This window comes from Pseudomonas sp. AD21, from assembly GCF_002878485.1.
Lineage (GTDB): Bacteria > Pseudomonadota > Gammaproteobacteria > Pseudomonadales > Pseudomonadaceae > Aquipseudomonas.
This window is the reverse complement of sequence record NZ_NQYG01000099.1, coordinates 1-14,217: the sequence shown is the minus strand read 5'-3', so window position 1 is coordinate 14,217 and position 14,217 is coordinate 1. Positions and strand designations below refer to the sequence as shown.

The window sequence follows — 14,217 nt, the reverse complement described above, 5'->3', positions numbered from 1 at the left end:
AGGTACTCGGTGTCGAACAAGTCGGGCGGCATGACAACTTCTTCGAACTCGGTGGGCACTCGTTGCTGGCAGTGCGGCTGGTCAATCTGATGCAACGGACCGGGCTGACACTGTCGTTGGCCGAGCTGTTCCAGCATCCGAGCGTCGAATCTGCCGCCGCGCTGCTCAGTCTGGGCGAGGCGGGCGGGCAGGCGGACGGGCTGGTCGTGGTGCGTGCCGGGGAGCACGGTACGCCGCTGTTCCTGATGCATGAGTTCAGCGGTCGCGACGTGTATTTCCCGACGCTGGCCCAGCACATCGGCGGCGAGTTCCCGATCTACGGTCTGCCCGGCGTGACGCTGGGGCAAGCGCAATTGCGCACGATCGAGTGCATGGCGCAGCGCATGGTCGGGATCATCCGCGCGGTGCAGCCGCACGGGCCGTATCGACTGGCGGGATGGTCATTTGGCGGGGTGCTGGCGCATGAGGTCGCGCAGCAATTGCTTGGCCTCGATGAGCCGGTGGAGTTCATCGGCATGCTCGACAGCTATGCGCCCAATCCGCTGGCCCAGGACAAGGCGATGTGGAGCGGTGAAGGGCTGGACAAGCGCCAGTTGCTCGGCCATTGCCGTGGGCGTTCGATGATGCTCGGCGCTGAAGGCGAGGCGGCGCTGGCGGCTGTGCAGGCGCTGGAAGCACAAATCGAACAGCTGGACTTCACTGCGCTGTTCCAGCGTTGCCAGGCGCAGCAACTGACCGACCCGGAACTGGCGAGCGTCAGCGCGGCGGATGCCTGGCACTACTTCGATCGCGAAGCGGCGCATCGGCTGGCGCTGGCGCATTACCGGGTCAGCCCGGCGAGTCAGACGATCCACCTGTTCCGCGCTCAGGAGCTGATGGACGGACAGCCCCTGCCGAGCCCGACCCGTGGCTGGGAAGAGCGTTTCGACACCGGGTTGCTGCGCTGCATCGACATCCCCGGCGATCACCGGACCATGATGAAACCGCCGCACATCCAGGCCCTCGGCCAGGCGCTGACGCAGGCACTCGACGCGGTGGTCATGCCGGAGCCGGCGCCGTATCAACCGCTGCTGACGATCCAGACCGGGCACGCCGGGCATGCGCCGATTTTCTGTGTGCCGGGGGCGGGTGACAGTGTCACCGGGTTCATCCACCTGACCGAGGCGATCGGCCCGGAATGGCCGATCATCGGCCTGCAACCCCGGGGGCTGGACGGCGTCAGTGTGCCGCACAGCGAAGTCGAAGCGGCTGCGGCGTTCTACCTGCAAGCCATCGAGCAGATCTACCCGCAAGGGCCGGTGCACCTGATCGGCCATTCGTTCGGCGGCTGGGTGGCGCATGCGATGGCGGCGCAGTTGCAACAAGCCGGACGTGAAGTGGCTTCGCTGACGCTGATCGACAGCGAGGCGCCGGGTGGCGACGGTACGGCGGGTAAACCGTACACGGCCACGGCCGCGCTGCAACGGCTGATCGACACCCTGCAGTTGTCCTGCGGAAAATCGCTGGGGATCGATCCTGCGATGTTCGCCAACGCCGATGACACCACGCAATTGCGCCTGCTGCACGAAGGCATGGTGCGCGCCGGGGTGTTGTCGGAGCGTGCGGCGCCCGACGCGATGCACGGCCCGGTGCGCACCTTCGCCACGGCACTGCGCACGGTCTATCAGCCGCGTCTGGCCTATACCGGGCCGGTGCGGCTGGTGCTGGTCGATGATCCGACGCTGGACGAGTGGGGCAATCAGCGCGAGCAGGCGGCGATGCTCGAAGGCTGGCAGCGTCGGGTCGACGATCTGGCGGTGTGGTATGGGCCGGGCAACCACTTCACGATTCTCAAGGCGCCCAACGTCTTCAGTTTCGCGGCGTGGTGGCACGACGGTCTGTCGGTAGCGGTCGGCCCAGTGCTGTCCTGAGTAGTGTTTTTCTATCAAGACCCGGCCGCTGGCCGGGTCCATCCCTGAACGGACTTGTGGTTATTTATGGAAAAGTCGAAGTTGCGCAAAGTCGGTATGGGGTTGGCGTTGGCGGCGGTGGCCGGGTTGGTGCTGTACACGGTGCAGGCACCCGCCGAAGCACCGAAATACCAGACCGCGCCGGTCGAGCGCACGGACATCGAAAACACCGTGCTCGCCACCGGTTTGCTGGAGGGCATCAAGCAGGTGGACGTCGGCGCGCAGGTGTCGGGGCAGTTGAAGTCGCTCAAGGTCAAGGTCGGCGACAAGGTGAAGAAGGGCCAGTGGCTGGCGGAAATTGACCCGCTGGTGCTGCAGAACACCCTGCGCCAGGCCCAGGTCGATGAGGAAAACCTGCAGGCGCAAAAGCGCGCGACGCAGGCTCAGCTCAGACAGACCAAGGCGATTTACGAGCGTTATCAGAACCTGCAGGAAGACGCGTCGATCTCGCGTCAGGATTTCGAAACCGCGCAATCGGACTACGAAGTGCAACAGGCCAATCTGTTGTCGCTGGATGCGCAGATCAAGAGCGCACACATCCAGATCGACACCGCCAAGGTTAACCTCGCGTATACGCGGATCGTTGCGCCGATCGATGGCGACGTGGTCGGCATTGTCACTCAGGAAGGCCAGACCGTGATCGCTAACCAGTTGGCGCCGATCCTGCTGAAACTGGCGGACCTGGACACCATGACCATCAAGGCCCAGGTGTCGGAAGCCGATGTGATTCACATCGCGCCGGGGCAGGCGGTGTATTTCACCATTCTCGGCGAGGACAAACGCTATTACGGCAAGCTGCGCGGCACTGAACCGGCACCGCAGAACTTCCTCGAAACGCCACCCGCCGGTACGCCGAAACAAAACAGTGCGGTGTTCTACAACGCGCTGTTTGAGGTGCCCAACCCCGACCACCGCTTGCGCATCTCGATGACTGCGCAGGTGCGCATCGTCCTCGACACCGCGCAATCGGTGCTGACCGTGCCGGTGGCGGCGCTCGGGCCGCGCAACGCCGACGGCAGCTTTACGGTGCGGGTCCTGGACGGCAAGGGCCAGGCGCAGTCGCGCAACGTGCAGACCGGGATCAACAACAACGTCAAGGTGCAGATCAATCAGGGCCTGAGTGAAGGCGACCGCGTGGTGATCGGCGATCCGTTGCCCGCCGTGGCGGGGGCTTGAGCATGACGCAACCGCTGCTGCAACTGACCGGCATCACCCGCAGTTTCACCGCTGGCGATCGCGAGTTTCTGGCGCTGAAGAACATCAACCTGACGATCGAAGCCGGAGAAATGGTGGCGATTATCGGCGCGTCCGGCTCCGGCAAATCGACCTTGATGAACATCCTCGGTTGTCTCGATTACGCCACCGCCGGCAGCTACAAGATCAACGGTCAGGAGACCCGCGACCTCGACGATCAGGCGCTGGCCGAGCTGCGCCGCGATTACTTCGGCTTCATCTTCCAGCGCTATCACTTGCTGCCGCACCTGAGCGCGATGCACAACGTCGAGATGCCGGCGATCTACGCCGGCACGCCAGCGCCGCAGCGTCACGCCCGGGCCCGGGAGTTGCTGGCGCGGCTGGGGCTGGAGGGGCACCTGACCCACCGTCCGAGCCAGCTCTCCGGCGGGCAACAACAACGGGTGAGTATCGCCCGGGCCTTGATGAACGGCGGTGAAGTGATCCTTGCCGACGAGCCCACCGGCGCCCTCGACACCGCCAGCGGCAAGGAAGTAATGCGCATCCTGCTGGAGCTGCACGCGGCCGGGCACACGGTGATTCTGGTGACCCACGACCCGAAAGTCGCGGCCAACGCCGAACGCATCATCGAAGTCAGCGACGGCGAAATCCTCAGCGACCACCTCAACGTGCGCGACTGCGGGCAACTGTCGAGCGAAGAGGACGTCGCGCCGAAACCACCGGCGACCCGCCGGCTGGTGGCCAGCCTGGGTTTGTTCAAAGAGGCGTTCAATATGGCCTGGGTGGCACTGGTGTCGCACCGCATGCGCACCTTGCTGACCATGCTCGGGATCGTCATCGGCATCACCTCGGTGGTGTCGATCTCGGCGATCGGCGAGGGCGCCAAACGCTACGTGCTCAAGGACATTTCGGCGATCGGCAGCAACACCATCGATATCTATTCCGGCACCAGTTTCGGCGACAAGCGCGCGGCCTCGATCGAGACGCTGGTGCCGGCGGACGTCACCGCGCTGAATCAGCTGTATTACGTCGACAGCGCCACCCCGGTGGTCGGCCGCAGCATGCTGCTGCGTTATCGCAACATCGACCTTGATGCGCAGATCAACGGTGTCAGCGACCAGTATTTTCAGGTGCGCGGGATCAAGCTGGAGGCGGGCATCACCTTCAGCGAAAACGACGCCCGGCGTCAGGCGCAGGTGGTGGTGATCGACTACAACACCCGACATCGGTTGTTTGCCGAGGGCGTTGATCCGCTGGGCCAGGTAATCCTGATCGGCAACCTGCCGTGCACGGTGATCGGGGTCGCGGCGCAGAACAAGAACCTGTTTGCCTCGGGCAAGACCCTCAACGTCTGGGTGCCTTACGAAACCGCCGCCGGCCGTCTGCTGGGCCAACGTTTCCTCGACAGCATCAGCGTGCGGATGAAGGACGGTCAGTCGAGCAAAGTGGTGGAGGAACACGTCAACCAGTTGATGCTGCAGCGCCATGGCATCAAGGACTTCTATACCAACAACCTCGACAGCGTGATGCAGACCGTGCAGAAAACCAGTCGTTCGCTGGCGCTGCTGCTGTCGTTGATCGCGGTGATTTCGCTGGTGGTCGGCGGCATCGGGGTGATGAACATCATGCTGGTGTCGGTCACCGAGCGCACGCGGGAGATCGGCATTCGCATGGCGGTCGGTGCGCGTCAGTCGGACATTCGTCAGCAGTTTCTGGTGGAGGCGGTGATGGTTTGCCTGCTCGGCGGGGCGATCGGCATTTGCTTGTCGTATGCCATCGGGCACCTGTTCTCGGTGTTCATCAAGGAATGGGAAATGGTCTTCTCGCTGGCCTCGGTGATCACCGCGGTGATCTGCTCAACCCTGATCGGTATCGTTTTCGGCTTCGTGCCGGCGCGCAACGCGTCGCGCCTGGATCCGATCGAGGCGCTGGCGCGGGACTGAATGACGCTCCAAAAAAAACCGCTGCCTGGGGAGGGCGGCGGTTTTTTTGCGTCCGGTTGCGGGCTCAGGCTGCCGTGGTGGCGTCGCTGGCGTCCTCCGGCGAATACATCCAGCGCATCAACGAATGCCGGCCGCTGATGCCCAGCTTGATCGCGGCGCGCTTGAGGTAGCTTTCTACCGTGTTGACCTTCAACTGCAACTGCTCGGCCAGCTCCGGCGCGGTGCGCCCGGCGAGCAGGCCGATGCACACCTCGGTTTCGCGATTGGACAGGCTCAGACCGAGTTGCTGCAGACGTTCGCCGAAACGCTGACGCAGGTTTTCCAGGCCCGGTTGCGTGCCGTCGGCGTTGGGCGACTGATCTTCCGCGCTGGCCCGCACCGGTTGCAGGGCATGAATGTGTTTTTCCACCATCGGCAGCAGTACCGGAGAAATATCCTGCAACAAACTTCGTTCCTGAGCCGAGAAGCGTTGCGACTGATCGTGGCGATACACCGAGATCACATAGCGGTAGCCGTCCTTGCGCCGGGTCAGGTGCAGTTGCGAGGCGTCGGTACTCGCCGGTTGTGCTTCGACCGGCTCGGCGCTGCGCACGGCACTGTGCTCGGAGAACACCGTTTCGGCCAGCTGGGCCGGGTCTTTTCCGAGGTCCGGCTGGCTGCGGTTCGCGGCGCGGCCCACCGGCTCAATGCGCATCTGGCGGATGTGCATGGCGTCCACCGCCAGTTGAGTCTGGATCAGGTCATGCAGCATCCGCGGAAAGTGCCGGCTGCCGGTGCTGGCGATGACTTTACCGATGTGGGGGAACAGGTGTGAGTTCATAAGCGTCATCCATGATTTACAGGTGAAACAATCCATTCCTGATGCTGCGCCGACCGTGTTCCTTTGGTCGATACAACGTCAGGAATTGGATCCTATCCTAGTACAACGTTTGGAAGACGGTTTAATGAAGGTGTTATTAGCTCATAACCGGCGACCATCAGGATTTCTGCAGGCAGCGCCTGCTTCTCGTGGCTCGATTGTCCCTTGTGAGTTGACAGTAAAACGCTTTTCAACGGATTTATCCGTTCAGGTCATGTCCGTAATCTGTGCCCATGTTCAACGCAACCCCAACCATCACAACCAAGAAAAGGGATTCAACCATGAGCACTGCAACCTACAACCGCCTGAACAAAGACGACGCCGTAGTCCTGCTGGTCGACCACCAGACCGGCCTGATTTCGCTGGTTCAGGACTTCTCGCCGAACGAGTTCAAGAACAACGTACTGGCGCTGGCCGACCTGGCAAAATTCTTCAACTTGCCGACCATCCTCACCACCAGTTTCGAGCAAGGCCCGAACGGCCCGCTGGTTCCGGAACTCAAGGAAATGTTCCCGGACGCGCCCTACATCGCCCGCCCAGGCCAGATCAACGCCTGGGACAACGAAGACTTCGTCAAGGCGATCAAGGCCACCGGCCGCAAGCAGATCATCATTGCCGGCGTCGTGACCGACGTCTGCGTAGCGTTCCCGACCCTGTCGGCACTGGCGGAAGGCTTCGATGTATTCGTCGTCACCGACGCCTCCGGCACCTTCAACACCACCGTCCAGCAAGCCGCCTGGAGCCGCATGACCCAGGCCGGCGCACAAATGATGAACTGGTTCTCGGTCGCCTGCGAGCTGCACCGCGACTGGCGCAACGACATCGAAGGGCTGGGCAATCTGCTGTCGCAGCGGATTCCGAACTATCGCAACCTGATGAACAGTTACTCGGCGATTACCGCAGCGCAGAAGTAAGCGTTGGTGCCAGACTGAAAGCCTGCTTTGGAGAGCAGGCTTTTGTTTTTTCGACACCCGCAGCGCTGATCATTCCCAGCGCTAAGCTAATGCAAAAAAGATATTTGTCCGGCGTTTTTAATATCGTTTAGTTTTGGTTCACAGACGAACCAAAGCATCAAACCGATAGACCTCCCGATTGCCATGACGGCACACGCTGAATCGATCACAGGCTCTTCAGGTTTGATTCACACGGGAGTGAATCATGCCGCACGCACCAGTCATCAACACGCTGCCTACTCTTGATCTTTCGCTGCTCGACGGCTCGGCGCAGCAGCGCCGGCAATTTCTCGAAGGCCTGCGCCATGCTGCTCGGGATGTCGGTTTCTTTTACCTGACCGGGCATGGCATCGACAGTGACTTGCTGGCGCAGGTCCAGGATCAGGCGCGGCAGTTTTTTGCCTTGCCGGACAGCGATAAAACTGCCGTCGGCATGATCAATTCGCCGCACTTTCGCGGTTACAACCGCGCAGCTTCCGAGATCACTCGTGGTCAGCCTGACCTGCGCGAGCAGTTCGATCTCGGTGCCGAGCGCGAGGCGTTGCCGTTGTTGGCGGGCAGTCCTTTTTGGGCGCGGTTGCAGGGGCCCAACCAATGGCCGCAGGCCCTGCCGCAACTCAAGCCGTTGCTGCTCGACTGGCAGCAGGCGATGACGCAGATGTCGCTGCGCCTGTTGCGGGCGTTTGCCGAGGCGTTGTCGCTGCCAGCCGATGCCTTTGACCGGTTGTACGGCGACAAGCCCAACGAACATATCAAGCTGATGCGCTATCCGGGGCAGGCGCGCGCGGCCAGTCATCAGGGCGTTGGCGCGCACAAGGATTCGGGTTTCCTGAGTTTTCTACTGCAAGACCAGCAGGCAGGGCTGCAAGTGGAAGTCGAGGAGGGGCGCTGGATCGATGCGTTGCCCCGCGATAACACACTGGTGGTGAACATCGGCGAGCTGCTGGAGCTGGCCACCAACGGCTATCTGCGCGCCACCGTGCATCGTGTGGTGTCGCCGCCCGAAGGCAGCGAACGCCTGTCCATCGCGTTTTTCCTCGGCGCACAACTCGACGCCGTGGTGCCGCTGTACCCGTTGCCCACCGCGCTGCTACGTGAAGCGCGTGGCCCAGCGAGTGATCCGCTCAATCCGTTGTTTCGCGATGTCGGCTGGAACTACCTCAAGGGTCGGTTGCGCTCGCATCCTGATGTCGCTCGACGCTTTTATGCCGATGCACTGATTCCCGCAGCACCGTTGCGCAAGACCGCCAACGCCTGATTCATCACTCGCTCAAGGACTACGCACATGTTGAAAAAAGCAGGTTTGACCCTGGCCGTGCTCGGCGCGCTGGTGACTTCGTTTGGCGCTCAGGCGCTGGAGCCGTTGCGGGTGGCCGCTGATCCGGTGCCCCACGCGCAGATCCTCGCCTACATTCAGAAAATCGATCCGCAGCTCAACCTCAAGGTCATCGAAATCCCCAACGGCGTGAACTCCAACGAGCTGTTGGTGCACGGTGATGTCGATGCCAATTACTTCCAGCATCTGCCGTACCTGAAATCCCAGGAGCAGGCGCTGGGGCAGCAACTGGCGGTGGCGGCCACGGTGCATATCGAGCCGCTGGGAATTTATTCGCGCCGGCACAAAAACTTCGCCGAGGTGCCAGAAAAAGGCACTGTGGCTGTACCCAACAACGTCACCAACCTGAGCCGTGCACTGTACCTGTTGCAGGACAACGGCCTGATCAAACTCAAGCCCGGTTTCAAGGATCCGGCGGCCGATCAGGCGACGCCCAAGGATATCGCCGAGAACCCGAAACAGCTGAAGATTCTTGAAATCGAATCGCCGCAGATTCCCCGGGCGCTGGACGATGTCGACCTCGCCGTGATCAACGGCAACTACGCGCTGGAAGCCGGGTTGGTGCCGGCCAGGGATGCGCTGGGGCTGGAGAAGGCCGAGCACAATCCGTATGCCAACATTCTGGTGACCACGCCGAAGTTGCTGAACGATCCGCGGATCGCGCAACTGGCCAAGGATCTGACTTCGCCGCAAGTGGCGAAATACATCACCGATAATTTCAACGGCTCGGTGATTCCAGTGGTGGATGCCAAGCCATGATCGTCGTCGAGCAGGTGAGCAAAACCTATTCGGCGGCCGCCACGCCGGCACTCGATCAGGTGTCGCTGAGCATTCCCGACGGCGCGGTCTACGGCATTCTCGGGCGTAGCGGTGCGGGCAAATCGACCCTGCTGCGTTGCCTCAACCTGCTCGAACGCCCGGACAGCGGGCGGATCCTGATCGACGGCGTGGACCTGCTGACGCTGTCGCCCAGCGAGCTGCGCCGCCAGCGTCAGCGCATCGGCATGATTTTCCAGGGCTTCAACCTGCTGCACTCGCGCACCGTGTTCGACAACATCGCCGTGCCGCTGGAGATCGCCAACGTTGGCAAACCGTGGCGTCATGTGCGGGTGCGCGAGCTGCTGGAACTGGTCGGTTTGAGTGACAAGGCGCAGGCCTTTCCCTCGCAGTTGTCCGGTGGTCAGAAACAACGGGTGGGGATTGCCCGCGCCCTGGCAGCAGAGCCGGCGTATCTGCTGTCGGACGAAGCCACCAGTGCGCTGGACCCGGAAACCACCGCGTCGATTCTCGAACTGTTGCGCGACATCAACCGGCAACTGGGCCTGACCATCGTGTTGATCACCCATGAGCTGGACGTGGTCAAGTCGATCTGTGATCACGCTGCTTCCATGGCCGACGGACGACTGGTCGAGGCCGGGCCGGTGCCGCGCTTGCTGGCGGATCCGCAGTCGCTGTTGGGCGCCTCGCTGCGTCCGACCTGTGGTCTGCCACTGGGGCACGCCGCGCCGGGGCTGAGTTTCCTCAAGCAATACGGCGTGCGGGCGGCGCAGTCATGAACCGCACAATCAACTGGGATGAAATTCTGCAACTGGTGTTCAACGCCACCGGTGAAACCTTGTACATGGTGCTGCTCGCCGGGCTGTTCACGTTGCTGATCGGTTTGCCGCTGGGGGTGTTGCTGTTTGTCAGCCGGCGCGACGGACTGTGGCCGATGCCGCGGCTGAATGCGGCGCTGGGTTCGCTGGTCAATCTGGGGCGCTCGTTGCCATTCGTGGTGATGCTGATCGCGCTGATTCCGCTGACCCGTCTGCTGGTCGGTACGACGCTGGGCAGCACGGCGGCGGTGGTGCCGATCACCATAGGCGCGTTTCCGTTTTTTGCGCGGATCGTCGAGAACGCGCTGGACGAAGTCGACCAGGGCCGGATCGAAGCGATCCTCGCCATGGGCGGCGACATCTGTCATGTGATTTTCAAGGTGCTGTTGCCCGAAGCGCTGCCGGCGCTGCTGGCGGGGATCACCCTGACGCTGGTGATGCTGATCGGTTTTTCTTCCATGGCCGGGGTGATTGGCGGTGGCGGGCTGGGCGATCTGGCGATCCGTTACGGCTATCAGCGTTTCAACAATGAAGTGATGGTCGCCACCGTGGTGGTGCTGGTCATTCTCGTGCAGGGCGTGCAAAGCCTCGGTGACCGGCTGGTGCGGTCGCTGGCCCATCGACGTTAAGGACATTTATGAGTGTGGTCGTGGCCTCCAGGCCGCTGATTGAAGTGCGTGAACTGAGCAAGAGCTTCGACTCGAATCGCGCGCTGGATCGCGTCAGCCTGCAGATTCGTCCCGCCGAAGTGGTGGCGTTGCTCGGTGCCAACGGTGCCGGCAAATCGACGCTGGTGAAGATTCTCGCCGGCAGCCAAAGTGCCGATGCCGGGGAAATTTATGTCGATGGCCAGCCTCGCCAGTTCAGCTCACCGCTGTCGGCGCGGCGAGTGGGGATTGTCGCGGTGCATCAGCAAATCAACGAGGGCATTGCGCCCGGTTTGAGCGTGGCGGAAAACCTGCTGCTCGATGAGTTGTGCAAACCCGACGCCGACTTCTGGCTCAACCGCAAGCGCCTGCTGGAGCGCGCCGCGAGCATCGCCGCCGGACTCGGCCTGGTGTTGCCGCTGGAGCAAGGCATTGAACACCTGGGCCAGGCCGAACGGCAGTTGGTGGTGCTGGCCCGGGCCTTTGCCTTGCAGCCGCGTCTGCTGATTCTGGATGAGCCGACGGCGGCGTTGTCGGATGCCGAGGCCCAGCGCCTGTTTGGCCTGATCGACACCTTGCGCAGCCGTGGGGTGGCGATCGTTTACATCTCCCATCGCTTGTCCGATCTGCAACGGGTGGCGGATCGCGCCATTGTGTTGCGTGACGGGCGACTGGCCGGCGAGTTCAGCGCGCGACGGCTGCCAGAGGCGGTGCACGCGATGCTCGGGCAGGCGCTTGACGGGCACACCTATACGCCCGCCACCGTGGGGCGAAAAGTCCTGGGTGCGCGCGACCTGCAGATTTTTTCACGCTCGAACAGTTTTGATTTTGACCTGCACGAAGGTGAAGTCGTGGTGTTGACCGGGCTGCTCGGCGCCGGCAAAAGCGAGATCGCCGAAGTGTTGTTCGGCCTGCGTAAAGCCGTGGCAGGTAGCCTGCAACTGGATGGCGTGGACTTTTTGCCGGGCTCGCCAAGGGAAGCGATTCGCAGCGGTGTATTTCTCGCGGCGGAGGACCGGGCCAGTCAGTCATTGGTAGCGGATTTTTCCCTGCGCCGCACGCTGACGCTGCCGTTTCTGGAACGCTTCACTCGCGCCGGGTTCATTCGCAATCGCGCTGAAGCCGCCGCGGTCGAGGCGCAAGTCGCGGCGCTGGGGATCAAGACCGCTGGAATCGAAGTGCCGATGAGCGCGCTGTCCGGTGGCAATCAACAGAAGGTCGTGCTGGGCCGTTGGTTGCTTGGGGCAGGGCGGCTGTTGATTCTCGACGAGCCGTTTCAGGGTGTCGATGTGCGCGCCCGCCGCGAGATCGGGCAACTGCTGCGCGACAGCGCTGGTGGCCGGGCGACGCTGGTGATTTGCGCTGACGTCGACGAAGTCCTGGAAGTCGCCGACCGAATTCTGTTGGTGCGCGATCACACGGTGGTCGCCGACTACCCGCGCGCCGGCCTGGAGCGCGCCACGCTGGTCGCCGCGCTGGCCGGCAGCGACGTCATCGAACATCCCTTTCATGCCACGCCAAGGAGCAGCGCGAGTGCCTGATTCGAGTTCACTGTTATCGAGCGCAGCGGCACCCGCCGAGCGCCTGCTGCAAGCGTTGATCCGCTACGGCCTGTTGTGGCTGCTGGCGCTGATCGTGGTGTTTTTCAGCGTTGCAGAGCCGGCGTTTCTGCGCATCGGCAATCTGTTCAGCATCTTGCAATCGGTGTCGATCGTTGCGCTGCTGGCACTGGGTGTGACGCTGACCATGGCGGTTGGCGGGCTCGATCTGTCGATCGGTGCGGTGGCGGCGATGAGCCTGATGATCGCCAGTTACGTGATGGTGGTACTCGGTTGGGGCGCGGTGCCGGCGGTGCTGATCAGTCTGGTCGGTGGCGCACTGGTCGGGCTGCTCAATGGCTGGCTGATCGTCAAGCTGCGGGTGCCGGACATTCTCGCGACGCTGGGCAGCATGTTTCTGGTGATTGGTGTGCAACTGATTCCTACCGGCGGGCGCTCGATTGCGGTGGGCATGACCTTGCCCAATGGCGAGGAAACCGAAGGTGCCTTCAGTGCGGCGTTTCTCGCCTTGGGGCGTGGGCGATTGTGGGAGGTGGTGCCGGTGCCGGTGTTGATCACCGCACTGGTGGCGTTGGCGGTGTGGCTGTTTCTCGAGCGCACGCGCATCGGCCGTTTGTTTTATGCGATCGGCGGCAACGAGCAGGCCGCGCGGCTGGCGGGGGCACCGGTGCAGCGCTTCAAGTTGCTCGCTTATGTGCTGTCGGCGCTGCTCGCATCGCTCGGCGGTCTGCTGTTGGCGGCGCGCCTGGGCCGGGGCGATGTCAGCTCCGGCAACGGTCTGGTGCTGGACGCCCTCGGTGCGGCGCTGATCGGTTTTGCCGTGCTCGGCGCGAAGAAGCCTAACGCCTTCGGCACGCTGGTCGGTGCACTGCTGGTGGCTTCGCTGCTCAACGGCCTGACCATGCTCAACGCGCCGTACTACGCGCAGGATTTCGTCAAGGGACTGGTGCTGGTGCTGGCCCTGATGTTCACCTTCGGCCTCGCGCATCGGGCGCGCTGAGCCGACATCGTTCAAGGAAAGTCGTATGCACGGTTCACTCAAACAGTTCGCGCGCCATTGCCTCGCCACGGCCATGTTCTCGGCGCTGGCCCTGAGCGCCCAGGCCAAGGCGTTACCGGGTGCGCCGGCGCCGTTCGACAAGGGCCAGGTGCAGATCGCCCTGGTCGGCTATCTGTTTTCCGGAGACTTTCCCGAGGCGTATCTGCGCGGCGTGGAGAAACAGACCGAAGCGCTGGGGGCCAACCTGCGGGTATTCGATGCGCGGCAGCAGGCGGCGAGTCAGGGCGAGATGATCGATCAGGCGATCGACCTCGGCGTTGACGGGATCATCGTGCAACTGGGGCTGGCGGAAACCCTCAAGGGGCCGATTGACCGGGCGATCGCCAAAGGCATCAAGGTGGTGGCGTTCGACGTCGATCTGAACAGCCCGCAGGTGACCCAGGTCGAGCAGGATCACCACGCATTGGCGCGACTGGCGCTGGATCAGGCGGTGAAGGACAACGGCACGCGGTTCGACGCCGGTTACGTGTACATCAGCGGTTTCACGCCGATGGAGCGCCGCGACGAGATCTGGAGCCAGGTGAAACAGGCCAATCCGGGCATCATCGAAAAGGCGCGGTTCGGCACGCTCAACCCGCCGATTGCCAACTCGGTGGCGGATCAGGCCAGCGCGGTGTTGCGCGCCAATCCGGGGATCAGCGTGATCTTCGCGCCGTTCGACGAGTTTGCCAAAGGTGTGAAGATTGCTGTCGACGAGGCCGGGTTGGGGCGCAAGGTGAAGATCTACAGCGCCGACATTTCCACCGCCGACATCCAGATCATGAAAGAACCGGACAGCGCCTGGGCGGCGACAGCGGCGGTCAATCCACAAGTGGCGGGGGCGATCAGCGTGCGCAGTCTGGCGATGTTGATTGCCGGCGAAAATCCGGGGCATCAGGTGCTGGTACCGCCGACCCTGATCACCCGTCAGCAGCTACTGGACCTGGACGTGAAAAACGTCCGCGACCTCGCGCAAAAACTCCCGGCCTTCGGTGATACCGCCAATGTGGCGCGGGCCGAGTGGATTCCTGTGGCGAACTGACAACCTCATCCAACGACAAATCCCTGTGGGAGCGGGCTTGCTTGCGAAGACGTCAGCCCAGTCAATATCTGCATGGACTGATACACCGCAATCGCGAGCAG

General features: G+C 62.7%; 12 protein-coding genes. 11 read left to right on the top strand and 1 reads right to left on the bottom strand.

Annotated elements, in window-relative coordinates:
* The 3 genes from PseAD21_RS28395 to PseAD21_RS28385 form a co-directional block, all read left to right on the top strand.
* Positions 1-1,910 (top strand): alpha/beta fold hydrolase (locus PseAD21_RS28395; RefSeq protein WP_146011321.1); only part of this gene is annotated, 1,910 nt, incomplete at its 5' end.
* 66 nt (positions 1,911-1,976) lie between these two features.
* A complete protein-coding gene (gene macA, locus PseAD21_RS28390; protein WP_102359029.1) occupies positions 1,977-3,125 on the top strand; it encodes a macrolide transporter subunit MacA in 1,149 nt (382 codons plus the stop codon).
* A 2-nt stretch (positions 3,126-3,127) separates the two neighbouring features.
* Positions 3,128-5,086 carry a MacB family efflux pump subunit gene (locus tag PseAD21_RS28385; protein ID WP_102359028.1) on the top strand — a complete coding sequence of 653 codons (1,959 nt, stop codon included), beginning with the start codon at positions 3,128-3,130 and terminating at the stop codon, positions 5,084-5,086.
* A gap of 64 nt (positions 5,087-5,150) precedes the next feature.
* On the opposite strand, the gene PseAD21_RS28380 is transcribed toward PseAD21_RS28385, so the two are convergent.
* A complete protein-coding gene (locus PseAD21_RS28380; RefSeq protein ID WP_102359027.1) occupies positions 5,151-5,906 on the bottom strand; it encodes a helix-turn-helix transcriptional regulator in 756 nt (251 codons plus the stop codon).
* A 320-nt stretch (positions 5,907-6,226) separates the two neighbouring features.
* Here PseAD21_RS28380 and ycaC point away from each other — a divergent pair, with 320 nt between their 5' ends.
* The 8 genes from ycaC to PseAD21_RS28340 all read left to right on the top strand — a co-directional run bounded on the left by ycaC (position 6,227) and on the right by PseAD21_RS28340 (position 14,116).
* Positions 6,227-6,859, top strand: a complete 633-nt coding sequence (gene ycaC, locus PseAD21_RS28375; RefSeq protein ID WP_102359026.1) for an isochorismate family cysteine hydrolase YcaC — start codon at positions 6,227-6,229, stop codon at positions 6,857-6,859.
* Positions 6,860-7,103: 244 nt separating this feature from the next.
* Positions 7,104-8,156, top strand: a complete 1,053-nt coding sequence (locus PseAD21_RS28370) for an isopenicillin N synthase family oxygenase (RefSeq protein WP_102359025.1) — start codon at positions 7,104-7,106, stop codon at positions 8,154-8,156.
* Positions 8,157-8,183: 27 nt separating this feature from the next.
* Positions 8,184-8,993: a MetQ/NlpA family ABC transporter substrate-binding protein gene (locus PseAD21_RS28365; RefSeq protein WP_102359024.1), complete on the top strand. Its 810-nt coding sequence runs from the start codon at positions 8,184-8,186 to the stop codon at positions 8,991-8,993.
* On the top strand, positions 8,990-9,790 hold the full coding sequence (locus tag PseAD21_RS28360) for a methionine ABC transporter ATP-binding protein (protein WP_102359023.1): 801 nt from the start codon (positions 8,990-8,992) through the stop codon (positions 9,788-9,790). Before PseAD21_RS28365 ends, PseAD21_RS28360 begins: the two co-directional genes overlap by 4 nt.
* Positions 9,787-10,458 carry a methionine ABC transporter permease gene (locus tag PseAD21_RS28355; RefSeq protein ID WP_102359022.1) on the top strand — a complete coding sequence of 224 codons (672 nt, stop codon included), beginning with the start codon at positions 9,787-9,789 and terminating at the stop codon, positions 10,456-10,458. Before PseAD21_RS28360 ends, PseAD21_RS28355 begins: the two co-directional genes overlap by 4 nt.
* 8 nt (positions 10,459-10,466) lie before the next feature.
* Positions 10,467-12,017, top strand: coding sequence for a sugar ABC transporter ATP-binding protein (locus PseAD21_RS28350; protein WP_102359021.1), 1,551 nt, complete (start codon positions 10,467-10,469; stop codon positions 12,015-12,017).
* The gene (locus tag PseAD21_RS28345; protein ID WP_102359020.1) at positions 12,010-13,035 is read left to right on the top strand and encodes an ABC transporter permease; all 1,026 of its coding nucleotides are present in this window, start codon (positions 12,010-12,012) and stop codon (positions 13,033-13,035) included. Before PseAD21_RS28350 ends, PseAD21_RS28345 begins: the two co-directional genes overlap by 8 nt.
* 25 nt (positions 13,036-13,060) lie before the next feature.
* Positions 13,061-14,116, top strand: a complete 1,056-nt coding sequence (locus tag PseAD21_RS28340) for a substrate-binding domain-containing protein (protein ID WP_102359019.1) — start codon at positions 13,061-13,063, stop codon at positions 14,114-14,116.
* Positions 14,117-14,217 lie beyond the last annotated feature (101 nt).